This window comes from Polymorphobacter sp. (assembly GCF_048007885.1).
Lineage (GTDB): Bacteria > Pseudomonadota > Alphaproteobacteria > Sphingomonadales > Sphingomonadaceae > Sandarakinorhabdus.
In genome coordinates, this window is sequence record NZ_CP180346.1 from 1,704,866 (window position 1) to 1,726,882 (window position 22,017).

A 22,017-nucleotide genomic window follows, 5' to 3' on the forward strand; every position below is an offset into this window, starting at 1 on the left:
TCGGCTGCGGCTGTGGCTGCCGGCAAGGGCAATTTCGCGGATGTGTTTCGTGCAGCGTCGATGTGCGGTGGGGCCGGGCGGGGGCTTCGTGAATGACATTCATGCTGCACGAATTGCGGACGGGGGCGGTTGCGGCCTATAGTGACGAGTGGAGAGACGAATGCAGCGTTGCAGGACATGCTGATGGGGGGCACGGGCCATGACCAGCGCGACTGGCTGCGCGTCGTGCTGCTGCCGCCACTGGTGATCGGACTGGCAATCGGGCTGGGCCAGTTTGGCAATGTGCGGTTCGAGAACCGTCTCGTCCATGTGCTTTACGGCATGGTCTCGCTGATGTTTTCATGGCTGGTGATGGAGGCAGGCAGCGCGCTCTCAGCGCGCGCCGTGCGGCCGCTGCGGCTGCCGCTGTGGGTGCCGCTTTTGGGCGGGGTGGTTTTGGCGGGGCTGTTGCATGCACCGTTCACGGTGCTGCGCGACGGCTGGTTCACACCCTATCTGCGCGACGGCTCTGCGTTTTTCCGGAGCTGGCCCTGGGCTTTCGACGACCCGACCTACCGGACGGAATCGCTGCTGGCGCTGGCCAACCGGGCGGTGGTGTGGCTGACCTTCAACTATGTGCTGGTGCGCTGGCTGGGCATGGCGCGCTTTGGCTATCAGGACTTTTTCCGCGTGCCGGGGCTGGCGGCGCCGGTGGCGGCACGGGAACCGGCGGAGGCGGGCGATGACGCGCCTGTGGCGAGCGGGATTGCGCTGCTTTTGCAGAAGCTGCCGCCGCAGATCGGGCGCGACATCATCTGCCTGAAGGCGCAGGAACATTATACCGAGGTGGTGACGCGGCTGGGGCGGGCGACGATCTACATGCGCTTTTCCGATGCGGTGGCGCTGGCTTCTGGGGCGATTGAGGGGGCGCGGATCCACCGCTCTTATTGGGTGGCGCAGGCGGCGGTGGACGGGCTGGAGCGCGACGGCGGCAAGACGATGTTGCGGTTGGCGGGCGGCGAGCTGCTGCCGGTGAGCCGCACCTATCTGCATCAGCTGAGTGTGCTGAGCCCCGCCTGACGGGCCTGTGAATTGCGAGCGGTTGCACGGCCGTGATGGCGGGCTATGTCGGGGGCTGGCCTGAGGAGAGATGGATGGGGATGTTGCCGCCCGAGCGGACGCCGGTGATCGTGGGTGTGGGCGAGGTGCTGGACCGGCCGGCGGATCCGGCGGCGGCGCTGGAGCCGCTGGCGCTGATGGCAGCCGCGGTGCGCGCGGCGGACGTTGATGCGGGCGGCGGCTGGCTGGCACGGCTGGACTCGCTCGATGTGATCAATCTGGTGTCGTGGCGCTATGACCGGGTGGCGGCGCGGCTGGCTGACAGGCTGGGGGTGCAGCCGGCCCGCGCGATCTATGGTCTGGTGGGCGGCGAGACGCCGATGGCGAAGCTCGATCAGGCGGCGCTGCGGATCATGGCGGGCCAGACGCAGGTGGCGGTGGTGACGGGCGGCGAGGCGCAATATGCGGTGGCGCGGGCCAAGGCCGAGGGGGTGACGCTGCCCTGGACGCCGCCTGCGGCCAAGCCGGAGAACCCGATCGTGCCGAGCGAGCATGTGACGCCGGTGGCGATGCAGCATGGCATCTTTCAGCCGGTGCATATCTATCCGCTTTACGAGAATGCGGCGACCAGCGGCTGGGGGCAGACGCCGGGGGCGGCGCTGGCGGAGACGGGCGCGCTTTATGCGCGCATTTCGGACGCGGCCGCGGCCAATCCCTTTGCCTGGGGGCGGCGGGCGTTCAGCGCGGACGAGGTTGTGACGCCGGCGGCGGACAACCGGATGATCGCCTGGCCCTATGTGAAGCGGATGGTGGCGAACAACAATGTGAACATGGCGGCCGCCGTGGTGATGACCAGCCTGGCGGCGGCGCGGGCGGCGGGCGTGGCCGAGGACCGGCTGGTGTTTGTGCATGGGGGGGCGGCGGCGGGCGAGCCGATGGATTATCTGGCGCGCGACCGCTTCACGCGGTCAGCGGCGCAGGATGCGGTATTGGGGCAGGCGATGCGGGTGGCGCCGCATGGCTTTGACCGGGTCGAGCTTTATTCCTGCTTTCCGATCGTGCCGAAGATGGCGCGGCGCACGCTGGGGCTGGACGAGGATGCGGCGCTGTCGGTGAATGGCGGGCTATCGTTCGCGGGCGCGGGGCTGAACTGCTATATGCTGCATTCGGCCTGTGCGATGGTGCGCAGCCTGCGCGCGCGGCCGGCCGAGGCGGCGCTGCTTTATGGGCAGGGCGGCTATGTGACCAAGCATCATGCGCTGGTGCTGGGCAGCGGCGCGCCCGATGCGGAGAGGCTGGCGCTGCCGCGCGATGTGGCGACGGCGCATGAGGCGGCGCCGAGGCTGGCGCTGGACCATGAGGGCGCGGCGACAATCGAGACGTTCAGCCTTGTGTATGACCGCGAGGGCGCGCCTTCACATGGCAGCGTGGTGGGGCGCACACCGGCGGGCGCGCGGGTGTTTGCGCGCATCGACATGGGCGATGCGGCGCGATTTGCTGCGCTGGAGGTGAGCATGGTGGGCGTGGCCGGGCGGGTGCGGCTGGGCGAGGACGGGGTGCAGCGCTGGGCGTTTTGACGGCGGCTCAGGCTTGCGGCTGGCGGGTGAGGCCGCCCTTGACCTGCGCGTCCATCGACGTGTTTTCGGGGAAGAGGGGCCAGAGCAGCTGCTGGCCGAGCGTGGCTTCGGGGAGGTTTTCGACGCCGTAGCTTTGGGGATAGCTGCGGGTGATCTTTGCGGTGCCGAAGAGGACATCCCAGAAGAACAGCAGATTGCCGTAATTGCCCTTGTAATGGGTGGCGGGATCAGCGGCGTGGCGGCCGTGATGGGCATGATGGGTGGCGGGCGTGGAGATGGTGCGCTCGACGAGCCACATCAGCGGCGACAGCCAGCGGATCTTGTAGAGCGGGGCATCCCATTTGACGTCGCTATGGGCGCCGATGATGACCAACAGCTTGATGACGAGATAGACGGCATAGAACCAGCCAAGGCCGAGATAGACGAGCACGCCGGCCATCCAGATGCTGGGCATCATGGCGTAATAGATGATGTTGTTGCGGTAGACGAGGCGGACGCTCATGTAGCGGGCGTTGTGATGGGCGCGGTGCAGATTGTAGAGCCAGGGGACGCTGTGTGAGGCGCGGTGCCACCAATATTGCAGCATGTCTTCGCACAGGAGGAACAGCGGGATGACGAGCCAGACGCTGAGGCCGGCGAGCGCGCCCTGATATTCGGGCGCGACCTGTTGGCCGAGCGCGTGGACGGCGGCGAGGATGAGGGGCTGGGTGACGAGGAGCAGCAGGACGGTGGAGACAGTCTCGATAATGCCGTCGTTGCGGGTCTGCTCGGGCTTGGACAAGAGATCCGAGCGCAGGAATTCGAGCAGGCCGAAGCTGAAATAGATGGCGATGACGGCCCATGTTGCTGCGGGCATGCTTGGCGCTCCTTATTCTTGCAGCGGCGATGATAGCGGGGCATGAAGGGAGAGAATGCAAAGAACCTATCAATTGGCCGAGATCGGGCCGACGCGGGCGGATGCGGCGATGGCGACGCTGCTGGTGGGCGCCGGGCGGCGGCAGCACTTTGCTGCCGGCGCTATGGTGCAGCGGCGCGGCGATGCGGGCGACGGCTTCTGGTTCATCGAGACGGGGGCGGTTTCGATCTGCCGCTTCGGGGCCGACGGGCATGTGACGGTGTTTGCCGTGTTGGGCGCGGGCGATCTGTTTGGCGAGCTGGCGCATTTTGCCCAGCTGCGCCGCCAGGTGGACGCAGTGGCGGAGAGCGCGGCGACGCTGGTGCGGCTGGACGGGCGGGCGATCGACCGGCTGCTGGCGGACGAGCCGGACGTTGCGCGCTGGCTGCTGCGCTCGCTGGCCAACCAGTTGCGCGTGTCGCTGGACCGGATCGAGGCGGACCGGCAGCTTTCGGCCACGGCCCGGGTGGCGCGGACGCTGGCGGCGATGGCGCGGCGCGAAGGGCCGAAGCTGACGCTGACGCAGGAGGCGCTGGCGCAATTTGTCGGGGTTTCACGGGTGACGGTGGGGCAGATTTTGGGGCGCTTTGCGCGCGACGGGCTGATTTCACGCGGCTATGGGCGGATTGATGTGGTGGACTTGGGCAGGCTGGCGGGCTGGTCGGGGGACTGAGGGCCCCCTCGAAATATGAATCCTTGCGACTTTTGTTCATGATTTTTTGACAAATTTGAAATCCTGTCACACTATGCTCTGGCAGGTCGATTCTGCTGGTGTTGCCACAGTATTTTGCCGTTCGCAGGACTGTTCATCGATACAAAATGACCCATCTTTCATCGACTATTACAGCATCCTGCAGGTGCATCCCGAGTGCAATGCGCGGACTCTTGAAGTTGCTTATCGGCATCTGGCGAAGATTTATCACCCTGATCATCCGGAGACAGCGAACATCGAGATGTTCAACAAGGTGATTGAGGCCTATCGCGCGCTCAGGAACATTGATGATCGGGTAAATTATAATGTGCAATATGCATTGAATACGGGATTTTCGTTTGAATCATCGCGTGGTGGGCCGAACGAGCATATGGCGGCGCTGACCGATGCCAATCTTCATGCCAAGCTGCTGATGTATCTTTACAAGCGGCGGCGCGAGCGTCCGCGTGATCCGGGTGTGGGTCTGTATGATATCTTGCGCAACCTGAATTGCCCGGAAGACAATTTCGAATTTCATGCCTGGTATCTGAAGAAGAAGGACTTCATCGAGACGACCGATGAGGGCCGGCTCGCCATCACCATCGCGGGTGTGGACCATGTGATGGCGATGAGCCGCAGCAAGGCGGAAGAGCGGCTGCGGATCACGCGGTCGGACGAGCCGGAGCCGGAGCCGTGGCCGGAGCCTGAGGTGGCGATCAACCTGCAGTAGCGGGGTTCTGGCTTAGCGGATGTCCGGGTAGAGTTTGGGGAGGGTCTTGAGGCGGAGGCCCAGGCCCCAGCGGATCCCGATCTTGAGATAGATCCAGTTGGCCTTGAGCTCGCCCCATTGGGCGATGCGGCGATCCGAGGTTTCGACCGTCTGGGGCAGCAGCCGGGTGCGGCCGTGGGGGACGATGCGGACGCAGAGATCGGCTTCTTCCATGACGTCGAGGTTTTCATCGAAGCCGCCGATGGCTTCGAACGCGCTGCGGCGGACGAACATGGCGTGATCGCCGAACAGCAGGCGGCCGCCCTTCAGGAACAGATGGGGGCGGAACAGGGCGGGGGCATACCAGGTCTTGAGCCAATTATGGGCGGTGGTGATCCAGCGGGTCTTTTGTGGGCCGCGCAGGATGGCGGTGAAACCGGCGAGGGCGACCTTTGGGTCGGCCATGGTCTGTTCGACGAGCGCGACGGCATTTGTTGGCAGGCGGGTGTCGGCGTGGAGGAAGAGGAGGATGGGGCTTCTGGTGGCGGCGGCGGCGGCGTTTTGCTGGCGGGCGCGCCCCTTGGGCGCGGTGAGGGTGGGGAGACCGAGGCTTTGGGCTGTGGCCAGCGTTGTGTCGGTGCTGCCGCCATCGACGAGGAGGATTTCGGCCGGCTGGGGATCGAGCGTGGCGATGTTGGCAGCGAGTGCTGCGAGGCTGGGCGCTTCGTTATAGGCGGGGATGATGAGGGCGACACTCATGTGAGGAATTGGGGCCAGCGGGCGAGGTCTTCGGGGCGGTCGAGATCGGCGAGTGTTTCGAGGAGGGCGGCTTCGGGGAGGCGCGCGTGGGTGGCGGCGAAAACGCTGGCGCTGCCCCATTCGATGTCGGTGAAGAGCTGGGGCTGGGGGCGGGGCAGGCCGAGCAGCCAGTAGCCGCCGTCTTCGGCGGGGCCGATGCAGGGGCGTCCATCTGCCACGATGGCGGCGGCGGCCTGGAGATGGGCGGCGGTGAGGCCGGGGCAATCGGACCCGATGAGCAGGCAGGGCGCGGGCACGGCGGCGAGGCGCTGGCCGAGATCGCCGGCTGGCTGGGCGACGAGCGGGACATTAGGGCCGAGCCAGGCGGCGACCTTGGCCTCATCGGCGCCGGTGAAATGCACCGCATAGGGGAGGCCGGAGGCGCGCACGGCGGCGAGGGTGTGGGCGACGAGGGCGGCATGGACGGCGGCGGCGCGCAGCGGACCGAGCGCGGGGATGAGGCGGGTCTTGGCTTCGCCGGGGGTGGGATAGCGGGCGAAGACGGCGATGGTGGGCGCGCTAGCGGCGGCCACGGCTTGTCTTGGGGGCATCGGCTTCGAACAGGGCGGCCAATTGGTCGATGATGGTGCCGCCCAGCTGTTCGGCGTCCATGATGGTAACGGCGCGGCTGTAGTAGCGGGTGACGTCATGGCCGATGCCGATGGCGATGAGTTCGACCGGCGAGCGGGTTTCGATCTGGGTGATGACTTGCCGCAAGTGGCGTTCGAGATAATTGCCGCTGTTGACGGACAGCGTGCTGTCATCGACGGGGGCGCCGTCGGAGATGACCATGAGGATGCGGCGGTCTTCATTGCGGGCGAGCAGCCGGTCGTGCGCCCAGAGCAGGGCTTCGCCGTCGATATTCTCCTTGAGCAGGCCTTCGCGCATCATCAGGCCGAGATTCTTGCGCGCCCGGCGCCACGGCGCATCGGCGGGCTTGTAGACAATGTGGCGCAGATCGTTGAGGCGGCCGGGCTTGGGGGGGCGGGCATCGGCGAGCCATTTTTCGCGGGACAGGCCGCCTTTCCAGGCGCGGGTGGTGAAGCCGAGGATCTCGGTTTTCACCGCGCAGCGTTCGAGGGTGCGGGCGAGAATGTCGGCGCAGATGGCGGCGATGCTGATCGGGCGGCCGCGCATCGAGCCGGAATTGTCGATGAGCAGGGTGACGACGGTGTCACGGAAATCGGTGTCACGCTCGATCTTGTAGCTGAGCGCGTGGGCGGGATTGGTGACGATGCGCCCGAGGCGGGCGGCATCGAGAATGCCCTCTTCCTGATCGAAATCCCAGGCACGGTTCTGCTGCGCCATCAGCCGGCGCTGGAGGCGGTTGGCCAGCTTGGTGACGGCGGATTGCAGGGGCACCAGCTGCTGGTCGAGATAGGCGCGCAGGCGGGTGAGCTCGTCGGCGTCGCAGAGTTCTTCGGCGGTGATGACCTCGTCGTTTTTCGTGGTGTAGGCCTTGTATTCGAAGGCGGGCGCGGGGTCTGCGCGCGGCGTGTCGGGGCGCCAGGGGGTCATGCCCTCCTGGCCGTCATCGCCCATTTCGGCATCGGAGACCATGTCGGTGTCCATGTCGACTTCGCGGGTGTCGGCGTCTTCGGGGGGGTCTTCGCCTGCTTCCGCGCGGGTCTCGGTCGATTCCTCGTCGCCGCCGCCGGCGTCGTCGTCATCTTCGCTGTCGCCGGGCTGGTCCTGCTCCTGCTCGTCGTCGCTGTCGCTGTCTTCGTTTTCCTCGCTGTCGGCGTCGGGATCGGTGGCGAGGCCGAGATCGGCCAGCACGCGGCGCATGACCTGGGCGAAGGCGGCCTGATCATGGGTGACTTGCGCCAGCTCGTCGAGATGGACGCCGGCGCGGCTTTCGAGATCATCACGGACCAGCGCCAGCGCCGCATCGGCGACGCTGGGCGGCGGGCTGCCGGTGAGGCGCTCGCGGGCGAGCAGGCCGAGTGCCGTGGCGATGGGGACTTCGGCCGCGGTGCGGGCGCGGACGATGGGATCGGCGCGGACGCGGGTTTCGGTCATGCGGTCAAGATTGCGGGCGACGCCGGCCATTTCAGCCGCGCCCAGCGCTTCGCAGCGGACCTGCTCAAGCGCATTCCAGATGTCACGCGCCGGGCCGGCTTCGGGCTGGTCAGTGCCGTGGAGGCGGGGGTTGTGATGGCGGTGGCGGAGCGCGAAACTGTCGGCCCAGCCGCGCACTTCAGCGACCTGTTCTGGGGGCAGCGCGCGGGCGGGCTGGGGGACGCGGGCGCTGTCTCCGAAGCAGCTGGGCTTGTCGGCGGTATAGGCGACTTCGACATCCCAGCGCGGATCGCCGGCCTTGTGGCCCATGGCGCGCAGCGTGGCGGCGACGGCGGCGCGAAAGTCTTCGGTGGGGTTTTCTGGTGTCGGCATGGGGCTGTTCTAGCAGCAGCGAGGCGGTGTGCGCCACTGGATGTGTGCAGAGGTCGCAGCGGGATTTCTGAGCGAGATGTTAAAGATGTTTGAACAATAGTTCCGGTTCAACGGTCAAATATCGGCAAATTGAATCTTTAGGAGTGCGAACCTGCGCCAGACTGGATTAAATTTCCGTGGTTGAAGCCGAAGAAAGACTTAAGATTAATCATTGTTAGGGACCAGCGGAGATTTCCGATGAGCCGATATCAGCCGGGCAGCTGCCGCGACTGTCGCTTTGCCGAATGGCGCTGGGTTGAACAGCAGCGCGGCGAGCGGCGCTGGATCAACCCGTTTCAGCCGGGCTATTGCCGCGCGTCGGGCGCGAGCGCGGCGACCATCGGCGACGGGCTGAAGCTGCCGCTCGACCCGCAGGCGCCGCTGGTGCGCTGCCGCGCCTTTGCCGACGCCGAGGCGCGGACTTGCGAGATGGCCTAGCGGCGGGCCTTGACGGCGACGCTTTCGGGCAGGTCTTCGCCGAAGACGCGCTGATAATATTCCGCCACGATGCCGCGCTCGGCCTCATCGCATTTGTTGAGGAAGCTGAGGCGGAAGGCGAAGCCGATGTTGCCGAAGATCTTGGCGTTTTGTGCCCAGGTGATGACGGTGCGCGGTGACATGACCGTGCTGATATCGCCGGCGATGAAGCCGGCGCGGGTCATGTCGGCGACGCGGACCATGTTGGCGACCTGCTTGTGGCCAGCCTCGGTGTCGAAGCTCGGCTCCTTGGCGATGACGATGGCGGTCTCGGTGTGGTGGGGCAGATAGTTGAGGGTGGTGACGATGGACCACCGGTCCATCTGGCCCTGATTGATCTGCTGGGTGCCGTGGTAGAGGCCGGTGGTGTCTCCAAGGCCGACGGTGTTGGCGGTGGCGAACAGGCGGAACCATGGGTTGGGGCGGATGACGCGGTTCTGGTCGAGCAGCGTCAGCTTGCCTTCGACTTCGAGGACGCGCTGGATGACGAACATCACGTCCGGCCGGCCGGCGTCATATTCGTCGAAGACCAGTGCTGTCGGGGTTTGCAGCGCCCAGGGGAGCAGGCCCTCGCGGAACTCGGTGACCTGCTGGCCGTCCTTGAGGACGATGGCATCCTTGCCGATGAGATCGATGCGGCTGATGTGGCTGTCGAGGTTGATGCGCACGCAGGGCCATTTGAGGCGGGCGGCGACCTGCTCGATATGGGTGGATTTGCCGGTGCCGTGATAGCCCTGGACCATGACGCGGCGGTTGAAGGCGAAGCCGGCGAGGATGGCGAGCGTGGTGTCGGGATCGAAGACATAGGTGGGATCGAGATCGGGCACGCGCTCATCGGCGACCGAGAAGGCCGGGACCTGCAGATCGATATCGACGCCGAACACTTCACGGGCATCGACGCTGGTGTCGGGGGCACTGAGCACGGTGGTGCCGTGCGTGGCGGGGGTATCGGGGAGGGCGGGGGCGGTTGCCACTTTGATCAATGCTCCGTCTTGAAACGCGGTTGGGCTTTGAGATGCGTATAGGCTGTGACGACAGCCTGCAACTTTCTCTCGTGCGTCCGGTCGCCGCCATTGCTGTCGGGATGGTATTTGCGCACCAAGGCCTTGTAGACGCGTTTGACCTCGGCGCCACTGGCGGAATCATCAAGGCCGAGTGCGCCCAGCGCGCGCGCGTCTTCGGCCTGGGGCCAGCGGCGGGGGGCTGGCCGCGCTTTGGTGGCAGCGGAAAAGAGATCATGGGGATCGCCGAAATGAAAGGCGTCGCGGCCTTGCGGGGTCTGGGTGCGCTGCCAGCCGGCGAGGGGCGACTGGGCCTCGTGAACCTCATCGGGGGTGAGGCCGTCGAAATAATTGTAGCCGGCGTTGAAGGCGCGGACATGTTCGAGGCAGAAATATTGCCAGCCCGCGGCGTCGCCGGGCAGGCGGTTGGAGAGCGGCGCGCGGAACTCGCCCGCAGCCTCGCAGCCGGGATGCGCGCAGGGGCGCGGCTCGGGGCTGGCCTGGCGGCCATGGAAACGGGCAGAGGCGGTGGGAATGGGGGCGGGTCCGTGATGGCTGGTGATGTTGAGGGCTTATTGTGTAGGGATGCGGGCGATGACTGCAAGAGCGGGAGGATGGCGGCGATGACGGGCCCTGTGGCGAGCGAGATGGAGGCGCGGCTGCGTGCCGCACTGAGGCCGGTGCATCTGGAGCTGATCAACGACAGCGCCAAGCACCGCGGGCATATGGGCGATGACGGCAGCGGCGAGAGCCATTTCACGCTGATCATCGAGGCGGCGGACTTTGCCGGGCAGAGCCGGGTGGCGCGGCAGCGGGCGGTGTATGCCGCGCTTGGCGACATGATGGCCGAGAAGGTGCATGCGCTGGCGATTCGGGCCTTTGCGCCGGGCGAGCGGGCGGCGTGATGCGGTTGGCTCTGGCCCTGCTGGCGCTGCTGGCGACCCCGCTGGCGGCGCAGACGGTGGTGAGCGGGGCGCTGGGGGCGGAGCGGGTGATCGACCGGCTGGATGTGGCCGACCTGCCGGCGGGCGGGGTGAGCCGCTTCTGGTTTCGGGCCGGCGAGACCTCGACCGGGCAGCGCTGGCTGGTGCCGGTGGTGGTGGTGAAGGGCGCCCAGCCGGGGCCGCGGCTGCTGGTGACGGCGGGGATTCACGGCGATGAGCTGAACGGGATCGATGTGGTGCACAAGCTGGTGGCGCGGCTTGACGTGCAGGCGATGGCGGGAACGCTGATCGCGGTGCCGGGGCTGAACCCGCCGGGGCTGTTGCAGGATGCGCGGCAATTTGCCGAGGATGCGGGGCGATCGGGCGCCAATCTGAACCGGGCGATGCCGGGCGACCTGGAGGGCGACGCGGTGGCGCATCATGCCGCGCTCCTGTGGCAGAATCTGCTCAGGCCCAATGCCGATCTGGCGGTCGATCTGCACACCCAGTCGCGCGGCACGGCCTATGTGCTTTATGCCTTTGCCTCGAGCGTGCGGACGAAGCGGATGGCCGAACTGCTGGCGCCCGATGTGCTGAAGCTGGACCGGGGGGACAAGGGCACGGTGGAGAATACGCTGAGCGATGACGGGGTGCCGGCGGTGACGCTGGAGCTGGGGATGCCCGGCGTGTTTGACCCCGAAATGGTGCGGCGCGGGGTGGAGGGGCTGATGAACCTGATGCGCGAGCAGAAGATGATCGCGGGCGATGTGCGCGAGCCGCCGGCGACGATGGTGGTGGGCAATGCGCTGGCGCGGGTGAGCGCGCCGCGCGGCGGCTGGGCGACGCTGCTGACGCCGCTGGGGGCGCGGGTGGAGAAGGGCGAGACGGTGGCGACGATGGCTGACGCTTTTGGCCGGGTGACCGATACGCTGGTGGCGCCGGTGAGCGGGGTGATTGCGTCGGCCTTTACCGACCCGCGGCGGGGGCGCGATGCGATGATCGTGCGGATCATCCATATGAAGGATGATCCGGACTGTGCTTATGGTTGCCCCTGATATTGCGAGGCGGGGCATCTGGCGCTAGGGCGGGGCACCGGGCCGGATTAGCACAGCGGTAGTGCAGCGGTTTTGTAAACCGAAGGTCGGGGGTTCGATCCCCTCATCCGGCACCGGGTTTTTGATTGCGGGCCTGGCGCTTTCAGGCCGAGCGGCCGCGTGCGGTGATGGGCCAGATGTCGATGAGGGTGTCGCCGCGCACGACATGGTAGACATTGTGGAGGTTGACCGTCGGGTCGCAGTGCGGGGTCGCCAGCGTGACGACGGCGCCGAGCGGCAGCGTCGGCTTGCCCGGCGGCAGCAGGAGCGCGCCATATTCATCGCCGCGATATTCATAGCGGGTGCCTTCGGGCACGCCGGCGATCGGCGTTGGTGGCTGCGATGAGCCGGTGGAGGCCTTGAGCCCGGCATCGACCGTGGCCAGCGCCGGCCAGTTGGCGCTGATGACGCGCGTGTCGATCATCAGCGCGGTGTCGAAAGGGTTGGTATCGCCCGGGCGCAGGCCGCAGGCGGAATATTGGTCGTCCATGAAGACATAGGAGCCGGCCTGGAGCTCGGTCATCACGCCGAATTCGGCATCGAGGGCGTGGGTGCCGGTGCCGCCGCCGGTGACCACGGGCGGCGGCAGGCCGGCGTTGCGCAGCGCCTCGACGATGCTGGCGAGATAGTGCGTCTTGGCGGCGACATCGCTGCGGCGGGCCTCGTAGCGCTCGATATGCTGGCTTGGGCCGCTGAAGAACTGGACGCCGCCGAAGTGCAGCGTTGGTGATGCTGCGACCGCCCGGGCCAGCGCCACGGCATCGGCGAGGCTGGCAACGCCGGTGCGGTGCAGGCCGGGGTCGATATCGACGAACACGGTGAGCGGCTGGGCGGTGAAGGCCTGCGCGATCCCGGCGAGATTTGCTGGATGATCGACGACGACGGCGAGGCCCGGCGAACGGCGGGCGAGCGCATGGAGCCGGGCGATGGCACCGGTGCCGATGACGGGGGCGGTGATGAGCAAGGGGGCGGCGACATGCGGCGCCAGCGCCTCGGCCTCGCCCAGCGTGGCGCAGGTGAGGCCGACGGCGCCGGCGGCGAGCTGGAGGGCGGCGACATGGGCGCTCTTGTGGGTCTTGGCGTGCGGCTTGAGCGCCATGCCGGCCGCGCGGGCGAAGGTGGCCATGGTGGCGATATTGCGTTCGAGCCGGTCGAGATCGAGGATCAGCGCCGGTGTCGCCAGAAGCGCGCGCCCGCCGGGGCGGCCGATGAGCGGCTGGTTGGGGCCGAGCGACATGGGCTAGAGCGCCGGGCTGTCGGCGGCGACGGGCCGGGCGCGCGCTTCGGGGCTTTCGTCTTCAAGGGTGACGAAGCGATCGACAAAGGCGGCGGCGCAGGTGTTGCCGAAGACGTTGACGGCGGTGCGGCCCATATCGAGGAAGATGTCGACGCCGGCCATGATCGCCACCGCTTCGGCCGGCAGGCCGAGACCGAGGACGACGCCGGCGGCCGCGACCATCGAGCCGCCGGGGACATTGGCGATGCCCTTGCTGGCGATGAGGATGGTGACGAGGATCGTCGCCAGCGCCGCGAGGTCGAGGGTCATGCCATAGGCTTCGGCCAGGAACGGCACCATCAGCCCCATGTAGAGCGCGGCACCATCGAGATTGAAGCTGTAACCGAGCGGCAAGACGGTCGAGACGATGCGCCTGTCGATGCCTGCCTCGACCAGCTTTTCCATGTGCAGCGGCAAGGCGACCTCGGACGAGCGGGTGGCGAAGCCGAGCAGCACGGGCGGCACCATGCGCCGCAGGAAATCCGGCGAGCCGCGGCCGAGCAGCGCCAGCGCCGCGATGCAGAGCGCAAGGACGATGACCATGCCGAGATACATGAGGGCGACGAGCTTGCCGAGCGCGACCACCACCGCGAAGCTCTGGGTGGCGGCGAACCAGGCGGCGACGGCGAAGACGGCGAACGGCGCCAGCCGGACGATCCAGCCGGTGAGGCGGAAAATGGCTTCGAACAGCGATTCGAGCAGCGCCACGATGGGCCGCGCCTTGTCTGGCCCGATCGAGGCGAGCGAGACGCCGAACAGCACGGCGAAGATGAGCGTGGGCAGGATCTTTTGTGCCGCCATGGCGGCGATGATGTTGCTGGGGATGAGGCCGAGCCAGAAATCCCGCCAGTTGACCTGCACCGCGTTGACTGCGGCATCGCCGCTCGCCTGAAGCTGGGCGCCGAGGCCGGGCTGGACGATCCGGTCGAGCGTGAGGCCGATCATGGCGGCGACGAAGGTGGCGAAGAAGAACCAGCCGAATGCCAGCAGGCTGAGCCGCCCCATGCTCGCGGCGCTGGCACCGAGACGGTAGCTGGCGAGGGTGACTGCGGAAAAGATCAGCGGGATGACGATCATCTTGATCGCCTGAACAAAGGCGAGGCCGAAGATTTCGAAGCCGGCGCCGACCGTTGGCAGCAGCACGCCGACCAGCGCGCCCAGCACCAGCCCGACCACCAGCGACAGCAGGATTTTTGGCGAGCGCGCGGGCGCTGATGAGGCTGTCATGGTTGCCTCATCAAGCCGCGCTCGGCCGGCCCCACGATCATCTCCATTGTCCCCCGGGTTGCGGCTTCGAGGATTGCGGGGAGGCCGCAACCTTGTCAAGCAACCGCCCGGCCCGGCCGCTTGCCGGGGCGCAGATGATTGCTAGCCGCAGATGATTGCTAACCCTTGTGGGGATCGCGGCCGGGGTTGGGCTGCAGGGCGAGGCGGGCGCCGGGGCGGGGCGCGGCGTGGCGGGTGCGTGACAGCGCGTCGTTCCTGTTGCGGCTGCCGTTCATCAGGCTTTGCTCCGGCCAGCCGGGCTGGGCTTTTTCGAGGGCGGCGAAGCTGGTGGCGATCGTGCCGGCCCAGTGCAGCGCGGCCTCATGCGCCGCCTTGTCGGCAAAGCGATAGGCCGGGGCCTTGCTGACGCTGAGCTTTGCCTCATGGCCAGCGAAGCTGAGGCCCTGCCCATCGACCCGGCGCCAGCCGCGCGCGTAGCTGACCGACAGCGCCTCGATGGCCGCCAGCGTTGAGCGCAGGCGCACCCAGCGGTGATTGGTCCAGCCCGGCGCCGGCGCATCGGTGGCGGCGAAGCGGGTATTGAGGCGCGCGGCGGCTTCCTTACCCGCGTCGTTGAGTTGGGCGATGGTGGCTTCGTCCATGTCGAGGTTGAGGCCGCCTTGCGACTGGGGATCGAGGAGGATGCTGACGATCCGGTCACGCTGGCCGGCCATGGCGAGAAGCTCGTTTTCACGGCCGTTGCGCGCCGCCCCGACGATGCTGGTGACAAAGCGCAGCACGCCGGCGGTGGGGGCGGCCTGGAGGGGGACGGTGAGGCCGTCTGAATTGTCTTCGGCGAGATCGACCACCGGATCGGCGTTGGTGCCCCAGCGCGCTTCCTCGATGTCGGCGAGGTTGATGCAGAAGGTGGGGCGGCTGGGCAGCGGCGCGTCGAACACCGTGACCGGGAAATTGGAGGTGATGCCGCCGTCGGAAAACCAGAGCGGATCGAGCGCGCCGTCGGGCTTGCCGCCCTTGATGCGGGTGGCCGCGAACAGCCGCACGGCGCTGATCAGGCCGGGGAAGCTGAGCGAGAGGCGGACGCCGAGCGCCACCGGCAATTGCTGCGGCAGCGGCAGCCGGTGATAGCGCTGCCCGTCATGCTCATGGGCGTGGCGCTTGTCGGCGACGGCGATGAGATGATCGACAATGGCGCCGGGCAGCACGGCGCGCAGATCATCTTCGCGGAAGAACAGCATTGTGCCGGTGCGCTCGAGGAAGGGGAAGCTGGCGGGGATGGCCTGGCTGAGATTGGTGGTGGTGAGCAGCAGGTCGATGTCGCGCGCTTCATCCCAGGCATCGGGGGCCTGATCGGGTCGGTCGGTGGTCCAGAGATCGCCGATGGTGAGCGGGGCATCGCCGTCTGCGCGGCCGGCGGCGCGCTGGATGAGGGCATGTATCCAGTCGGCAAAGCCGCCTTCGGCCTGCAGATTGTCGAGGCCCGGCGGATTGGCCTGCCAGCGCTGCACGGACCCGCTGCTGAGACCGAGGCCGGCACGCAGAAAGGCCTTGTGGAGCCCGGAGACGGCATCGACGAGCGTTGAAAGTTCGGCGGCGATGAGCAGGATGAAGGCAAGGGTGAAGACGAAGAACGCCCAGCCGAGCCCGGCCCCCAGCGCGCCGAAGGACCAGCCGACGAGCGACATCATGACGGCGATGGCGAGCGCGGACAGGAACGGCAGGCGGGACAGCGTGGCAAGGCGCGAAAGGGCGAAACGCAGCGGCGTCGTGCCCGCCTTGCGCGCCGCCAGCCACTGCCACACCAGCGCCATCACCGGCTCAAGGCCGCGGCTTGCCGGGAACAGCTGGCGCATCCGGCCGCCGGACATCTGCGCCGGGATGGCGGCGATCAGGTCGAACGCCTGCGAGTTTTTGCCCGAGCGGCGGCCATGTTCGGCCGCAGCGAGGACGCCGGCGGCGATGGCGCCGGCAGACGCCCCGCCGATGTTGCGGAAGCGCCAGTGCGGGGCGAGGGCGGCCAGCGCGGCGGGATAGACAAGGCCCGAGGTGATGCCGCCGCGCATGACGATATCGCAGTCCTGCTGGCTCATGCCTGGTGCCCCTGACGGGCGAGTGCTTCGCGGACGAGGATGAGGCGGTCCTGGCCGAAATACATGTCGTCGCCGACGTAGAAGGTGGGGGTGCCGAAGCCGCCGCGGGCGATGAGCTCTTCGGTGTTGGCCTTGAGCTGGGCGCGGCGGGCTTCGCCATCGGCTTCAGCGAGGGCGGCTTGGGGATCGAGGCCGGCTGCTTTGAGGGCTTCGGCGATGATGGCGGGGTCGGCGATGTCTCTGTCTTCGCCCCAGTAGAGCTCGAAGATGCGGCGGGCATAGGGGGCGCATTGGCCGGCGTCATCGGCGACGAGGGCGGCGCGCATGGCGCGGGCGGAATTGATGGGGAAGATGCTGGGGGTCCAGCGGATGGCGAGCCCCGAGCGGCGGATCCAGTCGTGGAGGTCTTTGGTGTAATAACGCGCCTTGGGGACGATGGGCTTTTCGCGCATCTGGTAGACGGACGGGTTGACGGTGTTGAACACGGCGCCGACGAGGAAGGGGTGCCAGGCGATGTCGAAGCCGTCTTGCGACTGCGCTTCGAGCAGCGCGTCGAAGGCAAGATAGGTCCAGGGGCTGGAGCAATCGAAGAAGAAGTCGACGTTGGCCATGGGCGGTCTCCTGTGGTGGGGCAGCTTGCCGCGCGCGGGGGCGGCTGACCAGTCCCCCCATTGCGCAGCGGGAGCGGGCGGGCCACAGTTGGGGGCATGAGAATGTTTTTTCTGGCGATGTTGATGGTGCTGGCGGTGCCGGCGGCGGCGCAGGTGGAGGCGGACGTGCCCGCAGGCGTCAGCGAGGGGCTGGCGCTGTTGCAGCAGGGGCAGGCCGAGGCGGCGCTGGCGCGGCTGGATGCAGCGCTGGCCGAGGCCGAGCTGCCGCGCGAGCGCGGGGCGATCGAGCGGCTGCGCGGGTTCATTCTGGCCGAGATGGGGCGGCTTCCGGAGGCGCGGGCGGCGATCGAGGTGGCGGTGGCGAGTGCGCCGGCGCCGCCCGCGCCGCTGCTGGCGATGCTGTTCAAGCTCAGGGCGCTGACCGATGACCCGGCGGCGGCGGCGGAGACGCTGGTGCTGCTGGCGGCGAGCGACCGGGGCGAGCTGGAAGGGCTGCCAACCGCACTTGTGGGGCGGGTGAGGGCTGGGCTGGCGAAGGACGAGGCGCGCGCTTTTGACCTGGATTTTGCGCTGGTGACGGCGGGCTGGACCGGCGAGGGCGGCGACGACGACACGCTCGACGGGCTGCGGATGCAGGTGATTGGCGGATTGTTGGCGCGCGAGCGGGGGGATGAGGCGCGGGCGATGCTGGGCGAGATCGTTTCGCCCAATATGCTGCTGCGCATGGGCATTGACCGGCGCTATGCGGCGCTGTGGCGCGATGTGGAGGCGCGGCTGGGGCCGGGCGCGCGGACGGCGAGCGCGGCCGATGTGGCGCGGGCGCGGGCGCGCTTTGAGGCGGCACCCGACGACCTTGGCGCGCGGCGGCTTTATGCGCAGGCGCTGAACCTGGCGGCGCGCGAGGCGGAGGCGCTGAAGGTGGCGCAGGCGGCGGGGCTTGAAGGCGCGGCGCTTGATGCGCTGAGCAATCAGGACCTGTGGCTGGTGGCGCTGGAGGCGCAGCTGCTGGCGCATTTCGGCCGCGAGGAGGAGGCGCTGGCGCGCTATGATGCGCTGGCGGAAAGCCGGCTGGAGGGGAGGCCGGACCTGATCGGGCCGATCATTGCCCGGGCGCTGTTTGCGGTCGCACTCGACCGGCCGGAGGCGGCGCTGGCGGCGGCGGACTATGCGCGCACCCATGAAGCGCTGGCGTCCCCCTCGGGGCGGCTGTTCATTGACGCGGCGCGCGCCTGTGCGCTGGCGGCGCGCGGCGAGGGCGCGGCGGCGGCGGGAGCGGCGACGGCGCTGATGGCGGAAAAGGGGGAGAACCGGCGCGCCGCGCTGATGGCGCTGATCTGCCTCGACCGGCTGGATGAGGCGGCGGCGCTGGTTGTGTCGGCGCTGCAAGATCCGCAGCAACGCACGGATATGCTTTGGGAATTACAGCCCTTCCTGATTGCCAGCCATGACGGCGCGACCGATCTGCAGGCGCGGGCGGCGATGCGGGCGCTGAAGGCGCGGGCGGATGTGAAGGCGGCGTTTGAGGCGGCGGGGCGGGACTTGCCGAAGGCGGTCAGCCCGCCGCGTTGAGTGGCTGCGTCAGCCGAAGACGCGCTGGAAGATCGTGTCGACCTGCTTGAGGTGGTAGCCGAGGTCGAAGTTTTCGGCGATCTGTGCGGGGCTGAGATAGGCGGTGACGTCGGGATCGGCTTCGAGCAGGGCCTGAAGCTGGAGCGCGCCGTCGGCATCCCAGACCTTCATGGCGTTGCGCTGGACCAAACGGTAGGCGTCTTCGCGGGACGCGCCGGCTTGGGTGAGGGCGAGGAGGACGCGCTGGCTGTGGATAAGGCCGCCCATCTTGTTGAGGTTTTTCAGCATCCGCTCGGGGTAGACAACGAGCTTTTCGATGACGCCGGTAAGGCGGGCGAGGGCGAAATCGAGGGTGATGGTGGCGTCTGGCCCGATCATCCGCTCGACGCTCGAATGGGAGATATCACGCTCATGCCAGAGCGCGACATTTTCCATGGCTGGCAAGGACATACCGCGCACAAGACGGGCGAGGCCGGTGAGGTTTTCGGTGAGCACCGGGTTGCGCTTGTGGGGCATGGCGCTGCTGCCCTTCTGACCCGGCGAGAAATATTCCTCGGCCTCCAGAACTTCGGTGCGCTGGAGGTGGCGGATTTCGGTGGCGAGACGCTCGACCGAGCTGGCGATGACCGCGAGCGTGGCGAAGAACATGGCGTGACGGTCACGCGGGATGACCTGGGTGCTGACCGGCTCGGGGGTGAGGCCCAGCTTTTCGGCGACATGGGCTTCGACGCGGGGGTCGACATTGGCGAAGGTGCCCACTGCGCCCGAGATGGCGCAGGTGGCGATGTCGGCGCGGGCGGCGACGAGGCGGGCGCGGTTGCGGCTGAACTCGGCATAGGCCTGCGCCATCTTGAGGCCGAAGGTGACCGGCTCGGCATGGATGCCGTGGCTGCGGCCGATGCAGACGCTGTGTTTGTGCTCCATGGCGCGGGTCTTGAGGGCGGCGAGCAGCGCGTCGATGTCAGACAGGAGGATATCGGCGGCGCGGGCGAGCTGCACGGCGAGGCAGGTGTCGAGCACGTCGGAACTAGTCAGGCCCTGATGGAGGAAGCGGGCGGGCTCGCCGACATGTTCGGCGACCGAGGTGAGGAAGGCGATGACGTCGTGCTTGGTCTCGCGCTCGATCTCGTCGATGCGGTCGATATCGAAGCCGCCCTTGGCCCAGATCGCCTCGGCTGCGGCCTTGGGGACGACGCCGAGTTCGGCCAGCGCGTCGGTGGCATGGGCTTCGATTTCGAACCAGATCTGGAAGCGGGTCTGCGGCTCCCAGAGCGCGGTCATTTCGGGGCGGGAATAGCGGGGGATCATGGCGATGCGGGTAGAGGCGGGCTTGCGGCGGGTCAAGCGGGCTGCGTATCGTGGGGCATGGCGGCGCAGGTTCGGGTGGTGGTGATGCAGGCGGGCCTCGGGCCGCTGGACTATGCCGTGCCCGAGGGCCTTGTGCTGGCAGCCGGCCAGCCGGTGCAGGTGCCGCTGGGGCCGCGCACGGTGACGGGTGTGGTGTGGGACGGGCTGGAGGGGCCGGCTTTCAAGGGCAAGGGGCTGCGCGCGGTGAGGGGCGTGCTGCCGGTGCCGCCGCTCTCTGCGCCGCTGCGGCGGCTGTGCGAATGGGTGTCGGACTATTATCTGGCGCCGCTGGCGAGCGTGCTGCGCATGGTGTTGCCGCAGGTGGCGCTGATGGGCGAGCGCCAGGTGGTGGAATATCGGCTGTCGGGCACCCTGCCCGCGCGGATGACGCCGGAGCGGGCGCGGGCGATGGACCGGCTGGCCGGGCGCAGCGGCACGGTGAGCGATCTGGCGCGGGCGGCGGATGTTTCGGACGCGGTGATTCGCGGGCTGGTGAATGCCGGCGCGCTGGCGGGCGAGACGGTGAGCGCGGGCGACCTGCCGCCGCCGCCCGACGCTGACTTTGCGCCGCCGCGGCTGGAGGCGGGGCAGGCTGAGGCGGCGGCGGCGCTTGTGGGGGCGGTGGATGCCGGGGGGTTTGCGCCGTTTCTGCTCGAAGGGGTAACGGGATCGGGGAAGACCGAGGTTTATGCGGAGGCGATTGCCGCCGCACTGCGGACGGGGGGGCAGGCGCTGGTGCTGCTGCCCGAGATTGCGCTGACCGCGGCGTTCATGAAACGGCTGGAGGCGCGCTTTGGGGCGGCGCCGCTGGCCTGGCATTCGGACCTGAAGACGAGCGCGCGGCGGGCGGCTTATGCGGCCATTGCCGATGGCCGGGCTCGGCTGGTGGTGGGGGCGCGCTCGGCGTTGTTTCTGCCCTTTGCTGACCTGCGGCTGACGGTGGTGGATGAAGCGCATGAGACGAGCTTCAAGCAGGAAGAGGGCGTGCATTATCACGCGCGTGACGTGGCGGTGATGCGGGCGCAATTCGAGGGCGCGGCGGTGGTTCTGGCGAGCGCGACGCCGGCGATCGAGACGCGGGTGCAGGCCGAGCGCGGCACCTATCGGCACCTGATGCTGCCGGCGCGCTATGGCGGGGCGGAGATGCCGGCGATCGAGACGCTCGACCTGCGCCGCACCCCGCCGCCGCGCGGGCGCTGGATCGCGCCGCCGCTGGCCAGCGCCATCACCGACACGCTGGCGCGGGGCGAGCAGGCGCTGCTGTTTCTCAACCGGCGGGGCTATGCGCCGCTGACGCTGTGCCGCGCCTGCGGCGAGCGGATCAACTGCCCCAATTGCACCGCCTGGATGGTGGAGCATCGGCTGCTGCACCGGCTGGCCTGCCATCACTGCGGGCATGAGATGTCGGTGCCGCCGGCCTGCCCGTCATGCGGCGAGGCGGACGCGCTGGTGGCCTGCGGGCCGGGGGTGGAGCGGATTGCCGAGGAAGTGGCGGCGCTTTGGCCCGAGGCGCGGGTGGCGCTGGTGACATCGGACACGATCACATCGCCGGCGCGGGCGGCGGCGCTGGTGGCCAGCGTGGAGGCACGGGAGATCGACATATTGATCGGCACGCAGCTGGTGACCAAGGGGTTTCATTTTCCCGAGCTCACGCTTGTCGGGGTGATCGACGCCGACCTCGGGCTCTCGGGCGGCGACCTTCGGGCGAGCGAGCGGACCTTTGCCCAGATTGCGCAGGTGGCCGGGCGGGCCGGGCGCGGGGCCAAGCCGGGCCGCGTGATGCTGCAGACGCACCAGCCCCAGGCGCGGCTGATGCAGGCGCTGGTGAACGGCGACGCCGCCGCCTTTTATGCGAACGAAACTGCCGCGCGCCGCGACCTCACGCTGCCGCCGTTTGGGCGGCTGGCAGCGCTGATCGTGAGCGCCGAAGACGAGGGCAAGGCGCGCGCCGCCGCCGCCACACTCGCCGCCGCCGCCCGCCCGCGCGAGGGGGTGCAGGTGCTGGGCCCCGCCCCTGCCCCGCTGGCGATGCTGCGCGGCCGCTACCGCTTTCGCCTGCTCGTCACCGCGCGGCGCACCGTGCCGCTGTCTGCCTGGCTGCGCGACTGGCTGGGCACGGCGCCGCCGCCGGCCGGGGTGCGGGTGACGGTGGATGTGGACCCCTATTCTTTTGTTTGAGTGGGGGGTCAGAAGGGGCCTCCGGCGGCTGGGGCCTCAGGCCCCAGACCCAATTTGTGGGGGTGGGACTGGATTTCGGAGGG

Annotated in this window: 20 protein-coding genes and 1 tRNA gene; 10 read left to right on the plus strand and 11 right to left on the minus strand. The window is 68.3% G+C overall.

All coding sequences use genetic code 11. The features are described from left to right. The first annotated feature begins 183 nt into the window (after window positions 1–183). Together ACMVO5_RS08020 and ACMVO5_RS08025 are read left to right on the plus strand one after the other, a co-directional pair. A complete protein-coding gene (locus ACMVO5_RS08020; RefSeq protein ID WP_416906999.1) occupies window positions 184–1,059 on the plus strand; it encodes a LytTR family DNA-binding domain-containing protein in 876 nt (291 codons plus the stop codon). A gap of 74 nt (window positions 1,060–1,133) precedes the next feature. Further along, window positions 1,134–2,615 carry an acetyl-CoA acetyltransferase gene (locus ACMVO5_RS08025; protein WP_416907000.1) on the plus strand — a complete coding sequence of 494 codons (1,482 nt, stop codon included), beginning with the start codon at window positions 1,134–1,136 and terminating at the stop codon, window positions 2,613–2,615. A 7-nt stretch (window positions 2,616–2,622) separates the two neighbouring features. Here the strand turns inward: ACMVO5_RS08025 and ACMVO5_RS08030 are convergent, their stop codons facing one another. Further along, window positions 2,623–3,471 (minus strand): sterol desaturase family protein, encoded by an 849-nt coding sequence (locus tag ACMVO5_RS08030; protein ID WP_416907001.1) that lies wholly within the window; start codon window positions 3,469–3,471, stop codon window positions 2,623–2,625. Window positions 3,472–3,526: 55 nt separating this feature from the next. Here ACMVO5_RS08030 and ACMVO5_RS08035 point away from each other — a divergent pair, with 55 nt between their 5' ends. Further along, window positions 3,527–4,183 carry a Crp/Fnr family transcriptional regulator gene (locus tag ACMVO5_RS08035; RefSeq protein ID WP_416907002.1) on the plus strand — a complete coding sequence of 219 codons (657 nt, stop codon included), beginning with the start codon at window positions 3,527–3,529 and terminating at the stop codon, window positions 4,181–4,183. 73 nt (window positions 4,184–4,256) lie between these two features. Further along, window positions 4,257–4,931, plus strand: a complete 675-nt coding sequence (locus ACMVO5_RS08040; RefSeq protein WP_416907003.1) for a J domain-containing protein — start codon at window positions 4,257–4,259, stop codon at window positions 4,929–4,931. Between the two features lie 12 nt (window positions 4,932–4,943). Here ACMVO5_RS08040 and ACMVO5_RS08045 read toward each other — a convergent pair whose 3' ends face one another. The 3 genes from ACMVO5_RS08045 to cobT are packed head-to-tail and all read right to left on the minus strand — an operon-like array spanning window position 4,944 to window position 8,102. Continuing rightward, a complete protein-coding gene (locus tag ACMVO5_RS08045; RefSeq protein ID WP_416907004.1) occupies window positions 4,944–5,669 on the minus strand; it encodes a TIGR04283 family arsenosugar biosynthesis glycosyltransferase in 726 nt (241 codons plus the stop codon). After that, window positions 5,666–6,241, minus strand: a complete 576-nt coding sequence (locus ACMVO5_RS08050; protein ID WP_416907005.1) for a TIGR04282 family arsenosugar biosynthesis glycosyltransferase — start codon at window positions 6,239–6,241, stop codon at window positions 5,666–5,668. Before ACMVO5_RS08050 ends, ACMVO5_RS08045 begins: the two co-directional genes overlap by 4 nt. Then, window positions 6,228–8,102 (minus strand): cobaltochelatase subunit CobT, encoded by a 1,875-nt coding sequence (gene cobT, locus ACMVO5_RS08055; protein ID WP_416907006.1) that lies wholly within the window; start codon window positions 8,100–8,102, stop codon window positions 6,228–6,230. The genes ACMVO5_RS08050 and cobT overlap by 14 nt, the downstream gene beginning before the upstream one ends. Before the next feature lie 237 nt (window positions 8,103–8,339). Here cobT and ACMVO5_RS08060 point away from each other — a divergent pair, with 237 nt between their 5' ends. Next, window positions 8,340–8,579, plus strand: coding sequence for a hypothetical protein (locus tag ACMVO5_RS08060; protein ID WP_416907007.1), 240 nt, complete (start codon window positions 8,340–8,342; stop codon window positions 8,577–8,579). Here ACMVO5_RS08060 and cobS read toward each other — a convergent pair. Then, window positions 8,576–9,592: a cobaltochelatase subunit CobS gene (gene cobS / locus ACMVO5_RS08065; RefSeq protein ID WP_416907008.1), complete on the minus strand. Its 1,017-nt coding sequence runs from the start codon at window positions 9,590–9,592 to the stop codon at window positions 8,576–8,578. The two genes, ACMVO5_RS08060 and cobS, sit on opposite strands and share 4 nt — an antisense overlap. A 5-nt stretch (window positions 9,593–9,597) precedes the next feature. Further along, window positions 9,598–9,717, minus strand: a complete 120-nt coding sequence (locus ACMVO5_RS08070; protein WP_416907009.1) for a hypothetical protein — start codon at window positions 9,715–9,717, stop codon at window positions 9,598–9,600. A 516-nt stretch (window positions 9,718–10,233) separates the two neighbouring features. Between ACMVO5_RS08070 and ACMVO5_RS08075 the strand changes: the two genes are divergently transcribed. From ACMVO5_RS08075 to ACMVO5_RS08085, 3 genes are all read left to right on the plus strand, one after another. Next, window positions 10,234–10,524, plus strand: a complete 291-nt coding sequence (locus ACMVO5_RS08075) for a BolA family protein (protein WP_416907010.1) — start codon at window positions 10,234–10,236, stop codon at window positions 10,522–10,524. Continuing rightward, on the plus strand, window positions 10,524–11,597 hold the full coding sequence (locus tag ACMVO5_RS08080) for a succinylglutamate desuccinylase/aspartoacylase family protein (RefSeq protein ID WP_416907011.1): 1,074 nt from the start codon (window positions 10,524–10,526) through the stop codon (window positions 11,595–11,597). The genes ACMVO5_RS08075 and ACMVO5_RS08080 overlap by 1 nt, the downstream gene beginning before the upstream one ends. Window positions 11,598–11,638: 41 nt before the next feature. After that, window positions 11,639–11,710 (plus strand) — tRNA-Thr (locus ACMVO5_RS08085). A gap of 29 nt (window positions 11,711–11,739) precedes the next feature. Here the strand turns inward: ACMVO5_RS08085 and ACMVO5_RS08090 are convergent. The 4 genes from ACMVO5_RS08090 to ACMVO5_RS08105 form a co-directional block, all read right to left on the minus strand. Then, window positions 11,740–12,873: a DSD1 family PLP-dependent enzyme gene (locus ACMVO5_RS08090; RefSeq protein ID WP_416907012.1), complete on the minus strand. Its 1,134-nt coding sequence runs from the start codon at window positions 12,871–12,873 to the stop codon at window positions 11,740–11,742. A 3-nt stretch (window positions 12,874–12,876) separates the two neighbouring features. Continuing rightward, window positions 12,877–14,139: a dicarboxylate/amino acid:cation symporter gene (locus ACMVO5_RS08095; protein WP_416907013.1), complete on the minus strand. Its 1,263-nt coding sequence runs from the start codon at window positions 14,137–14,139 to the stop codon at window positions 12,877–12,879. 158 nt (window positions 14,140–14,297) lie between these two features. Then, a complete protein-coding gene (locus ACMVO5_RS08100; protein ID WP_416907014.1) occupies window positions 14,298–16,229 on the minus strand; it encodes a hypothetical protein in 1,932 nt (643 codons plus the stop codon). Beyond that, a complete protein-coding gene (locus ACMVO5_RS08105; protein WP_416907015.1) occupies window positions 16,226–16,840 on the minus strand; it encodes a 2-hydroxychromene-2-carboxylate isomerase in 615 nt (204 codons plus the stop codon). Before ACMVO5_RS08105 ends, ACMVO5_RS08100 begins: the two co-directional genes overlap by 4 nt. A 96-nt stretch (window positions 16,841–16,936) precedes the next feature. On the opposite strand from ACMVO5_RS08105, the gene ACMVO5_RS08110 reads away from it, so the two are divergent. Further along, window positions 16,937–18,409 carry a hypothetical protein gene (locus ACMVO5_RS08110; protein ID WP_416907016.1) on the plus strand — a complete coding sequence of 491 codons (1,473 nt, stop codon included), beginning with the start codon at window positions 16,937–16,939 and terminating at the stop codon, window positions 18,407–18,409. A 9-nt stretch (window positions 18,410–18,418) separates the two neighbouring features. Here the strand turns inward: ACMVO5_RS08110 and purB are convergent, their stop codons facing one another. Beyond that, the gene (purB, locus tag ACMVO5_RS08115; protein WP_416909337.1) at window positions 18,419–19,717 is read right to left on the minus strand and encodes an adenylosuccinate lyase; all 1,299 of its coding nucleotides are present in this window, start codon (window positions 19,715–19,717) and stop codon (window positions 18,419–18,421) included. Between the two features lie 57 nt (window positions 19,718–19,774). Here purB and ACMVO5_RS08120 point away from each other — a divergent pair, with 57 nt between their 5' ends. Next, on the plus strand, window positions 19,775–21,934 hold the full coding sequence (locus tag ACMVO5_RS08120) for a primosomal protein N' (RefSeq protein WP_416907017.1): 2,160 nt from the start codon (window positions 19,775–19,777) through the stop codon (window positions 21,932–21,934). The last annotated feature ends 83 nt before the right edge of the window (window positions 21,935–22,017 follow it).

Bases quoted from the DNA above. Each gene is read 5' to 3' on its own strand.
- ACMVO5_RS08110 (WP_416907016.1), top strand. From the start codon at position 16,937: ATGAGAATGTTTTTTCTGGCGATGTTGATGGTGCTGGCGGTGCCGGCG.
- purB (WP_416909337.1), bottom strand. From the start codon at position 19,717: ATGATCCCCCGCTATTCCCGCCCCGAAATGACCGCGCTCTGGGAGCCG.
- ACMVO5_RS08045 (WP_416907004.1), bottom strand. From the start codon at position 5,669: ATGAGTGTCGCCCTCATCATCCCCGCCTATAACGAAGCGCCCAGCCTC.
- ACMVO5_RS08025 (WP_416907000.1), top strand. From the start codon at position 1,134: ATGGGGATGTTGCCGCCCGAGCGGACGCCGGTGATCGTGGGTGTGGGC.
- ACMVO5_RS08090 (WP_416907012.1), bottom strand. From the start codon at position 12,873: ATGTCGCTCGGCCCCAACCAGCCGCTCATCGGCCGCCCCGGCGGGCGC.
- ACMVO5_RS08075 (WP_416907010.1), top strand. From the start codon at position 10,234: ATGGCGGCGATGACGGGCCCTGTGGCGAGCGAGATGGAGGCGCGGCTG.
- ACMVO5_RS08035 (WP_416907002.1), top strand. From the start codon at position 3,527: ATGCAAAGAACCTATCAATTGGCCGAGATCGGGCCGACGCGGGCGGAT.
- cobT (WP_416907006.1), bottom strand. From the start codon at position 8,102: ATGCCGACACCAGAAAACCCCACCGAAGACTTTCGCGCCGCCGTCGCC.
- ACMVO5_RS08030 (WP_416907001.1), bottom strand. From the start codon at position 3,471: ATGCCCGCAGCAACATGGGCCGTCATCGCCATCTATTTCAGCTTCGGC.
- ACMVO5_RS08105 (WP_416907015.1), bottom strand. From the start codon at position 16,840: ATGGCCAACGTCGACTTCTTCTTCGATTGCTCCAGCCCCTGGACCTAT.
- ACMVO5_RS08100 (WP_416907014.1), bottom strand. From the start codon at position 16,229: ATGAGCCAGCAGGACTGCGATATCGTCATGCGCGGCGGCATCACCTCG.
- ACMVO5_RS08080 (WP_416907011.1), top strand. From the start codon at position 10,524: ATGCGGTTGGCTCTGGCCCTGCTGGCGCTGCTGGCGACCCCGCTGGCG.
- ACMVO5_RS08020 (WP_416906999.1), top strand. From the start codon at position 184: ATGGGGGGCACGGGCCATGACCAGCGCGACTGGCTGCGCGTCGTGCTG.
- ACMVO5_RS08040 (WP_416907003.1), top strand. From the start codon at position 4,257: ATGCTCTGGCAGGTCGATTCTGCTGGTGTTGCCACAGTATTTTGCCGT.
- ACMVO5_RS08095 (WP_416907013.1), bottom strand. From the start codon at position 14,139: ATGACAGCCTCATCAGCGCCCGCGCGCTCGCCAAAAATCCTGCTGTCG.
- ACMVO5_RS08060 (WP_416907007.1), top strand. From the start codon at position 8,340: ATGAGCCGATATCAGCCGGGCAGCTGCCGCGACTGTCGCTTTGCCGAA.
- ACMVO5_RS08120 (WP_416907017.1), top strand. From the start codon at position 19,775: ATGGCGGCGCAGGTTCGGGTGGTGGTGATGCAGGCGGGCCTCGGGCCG.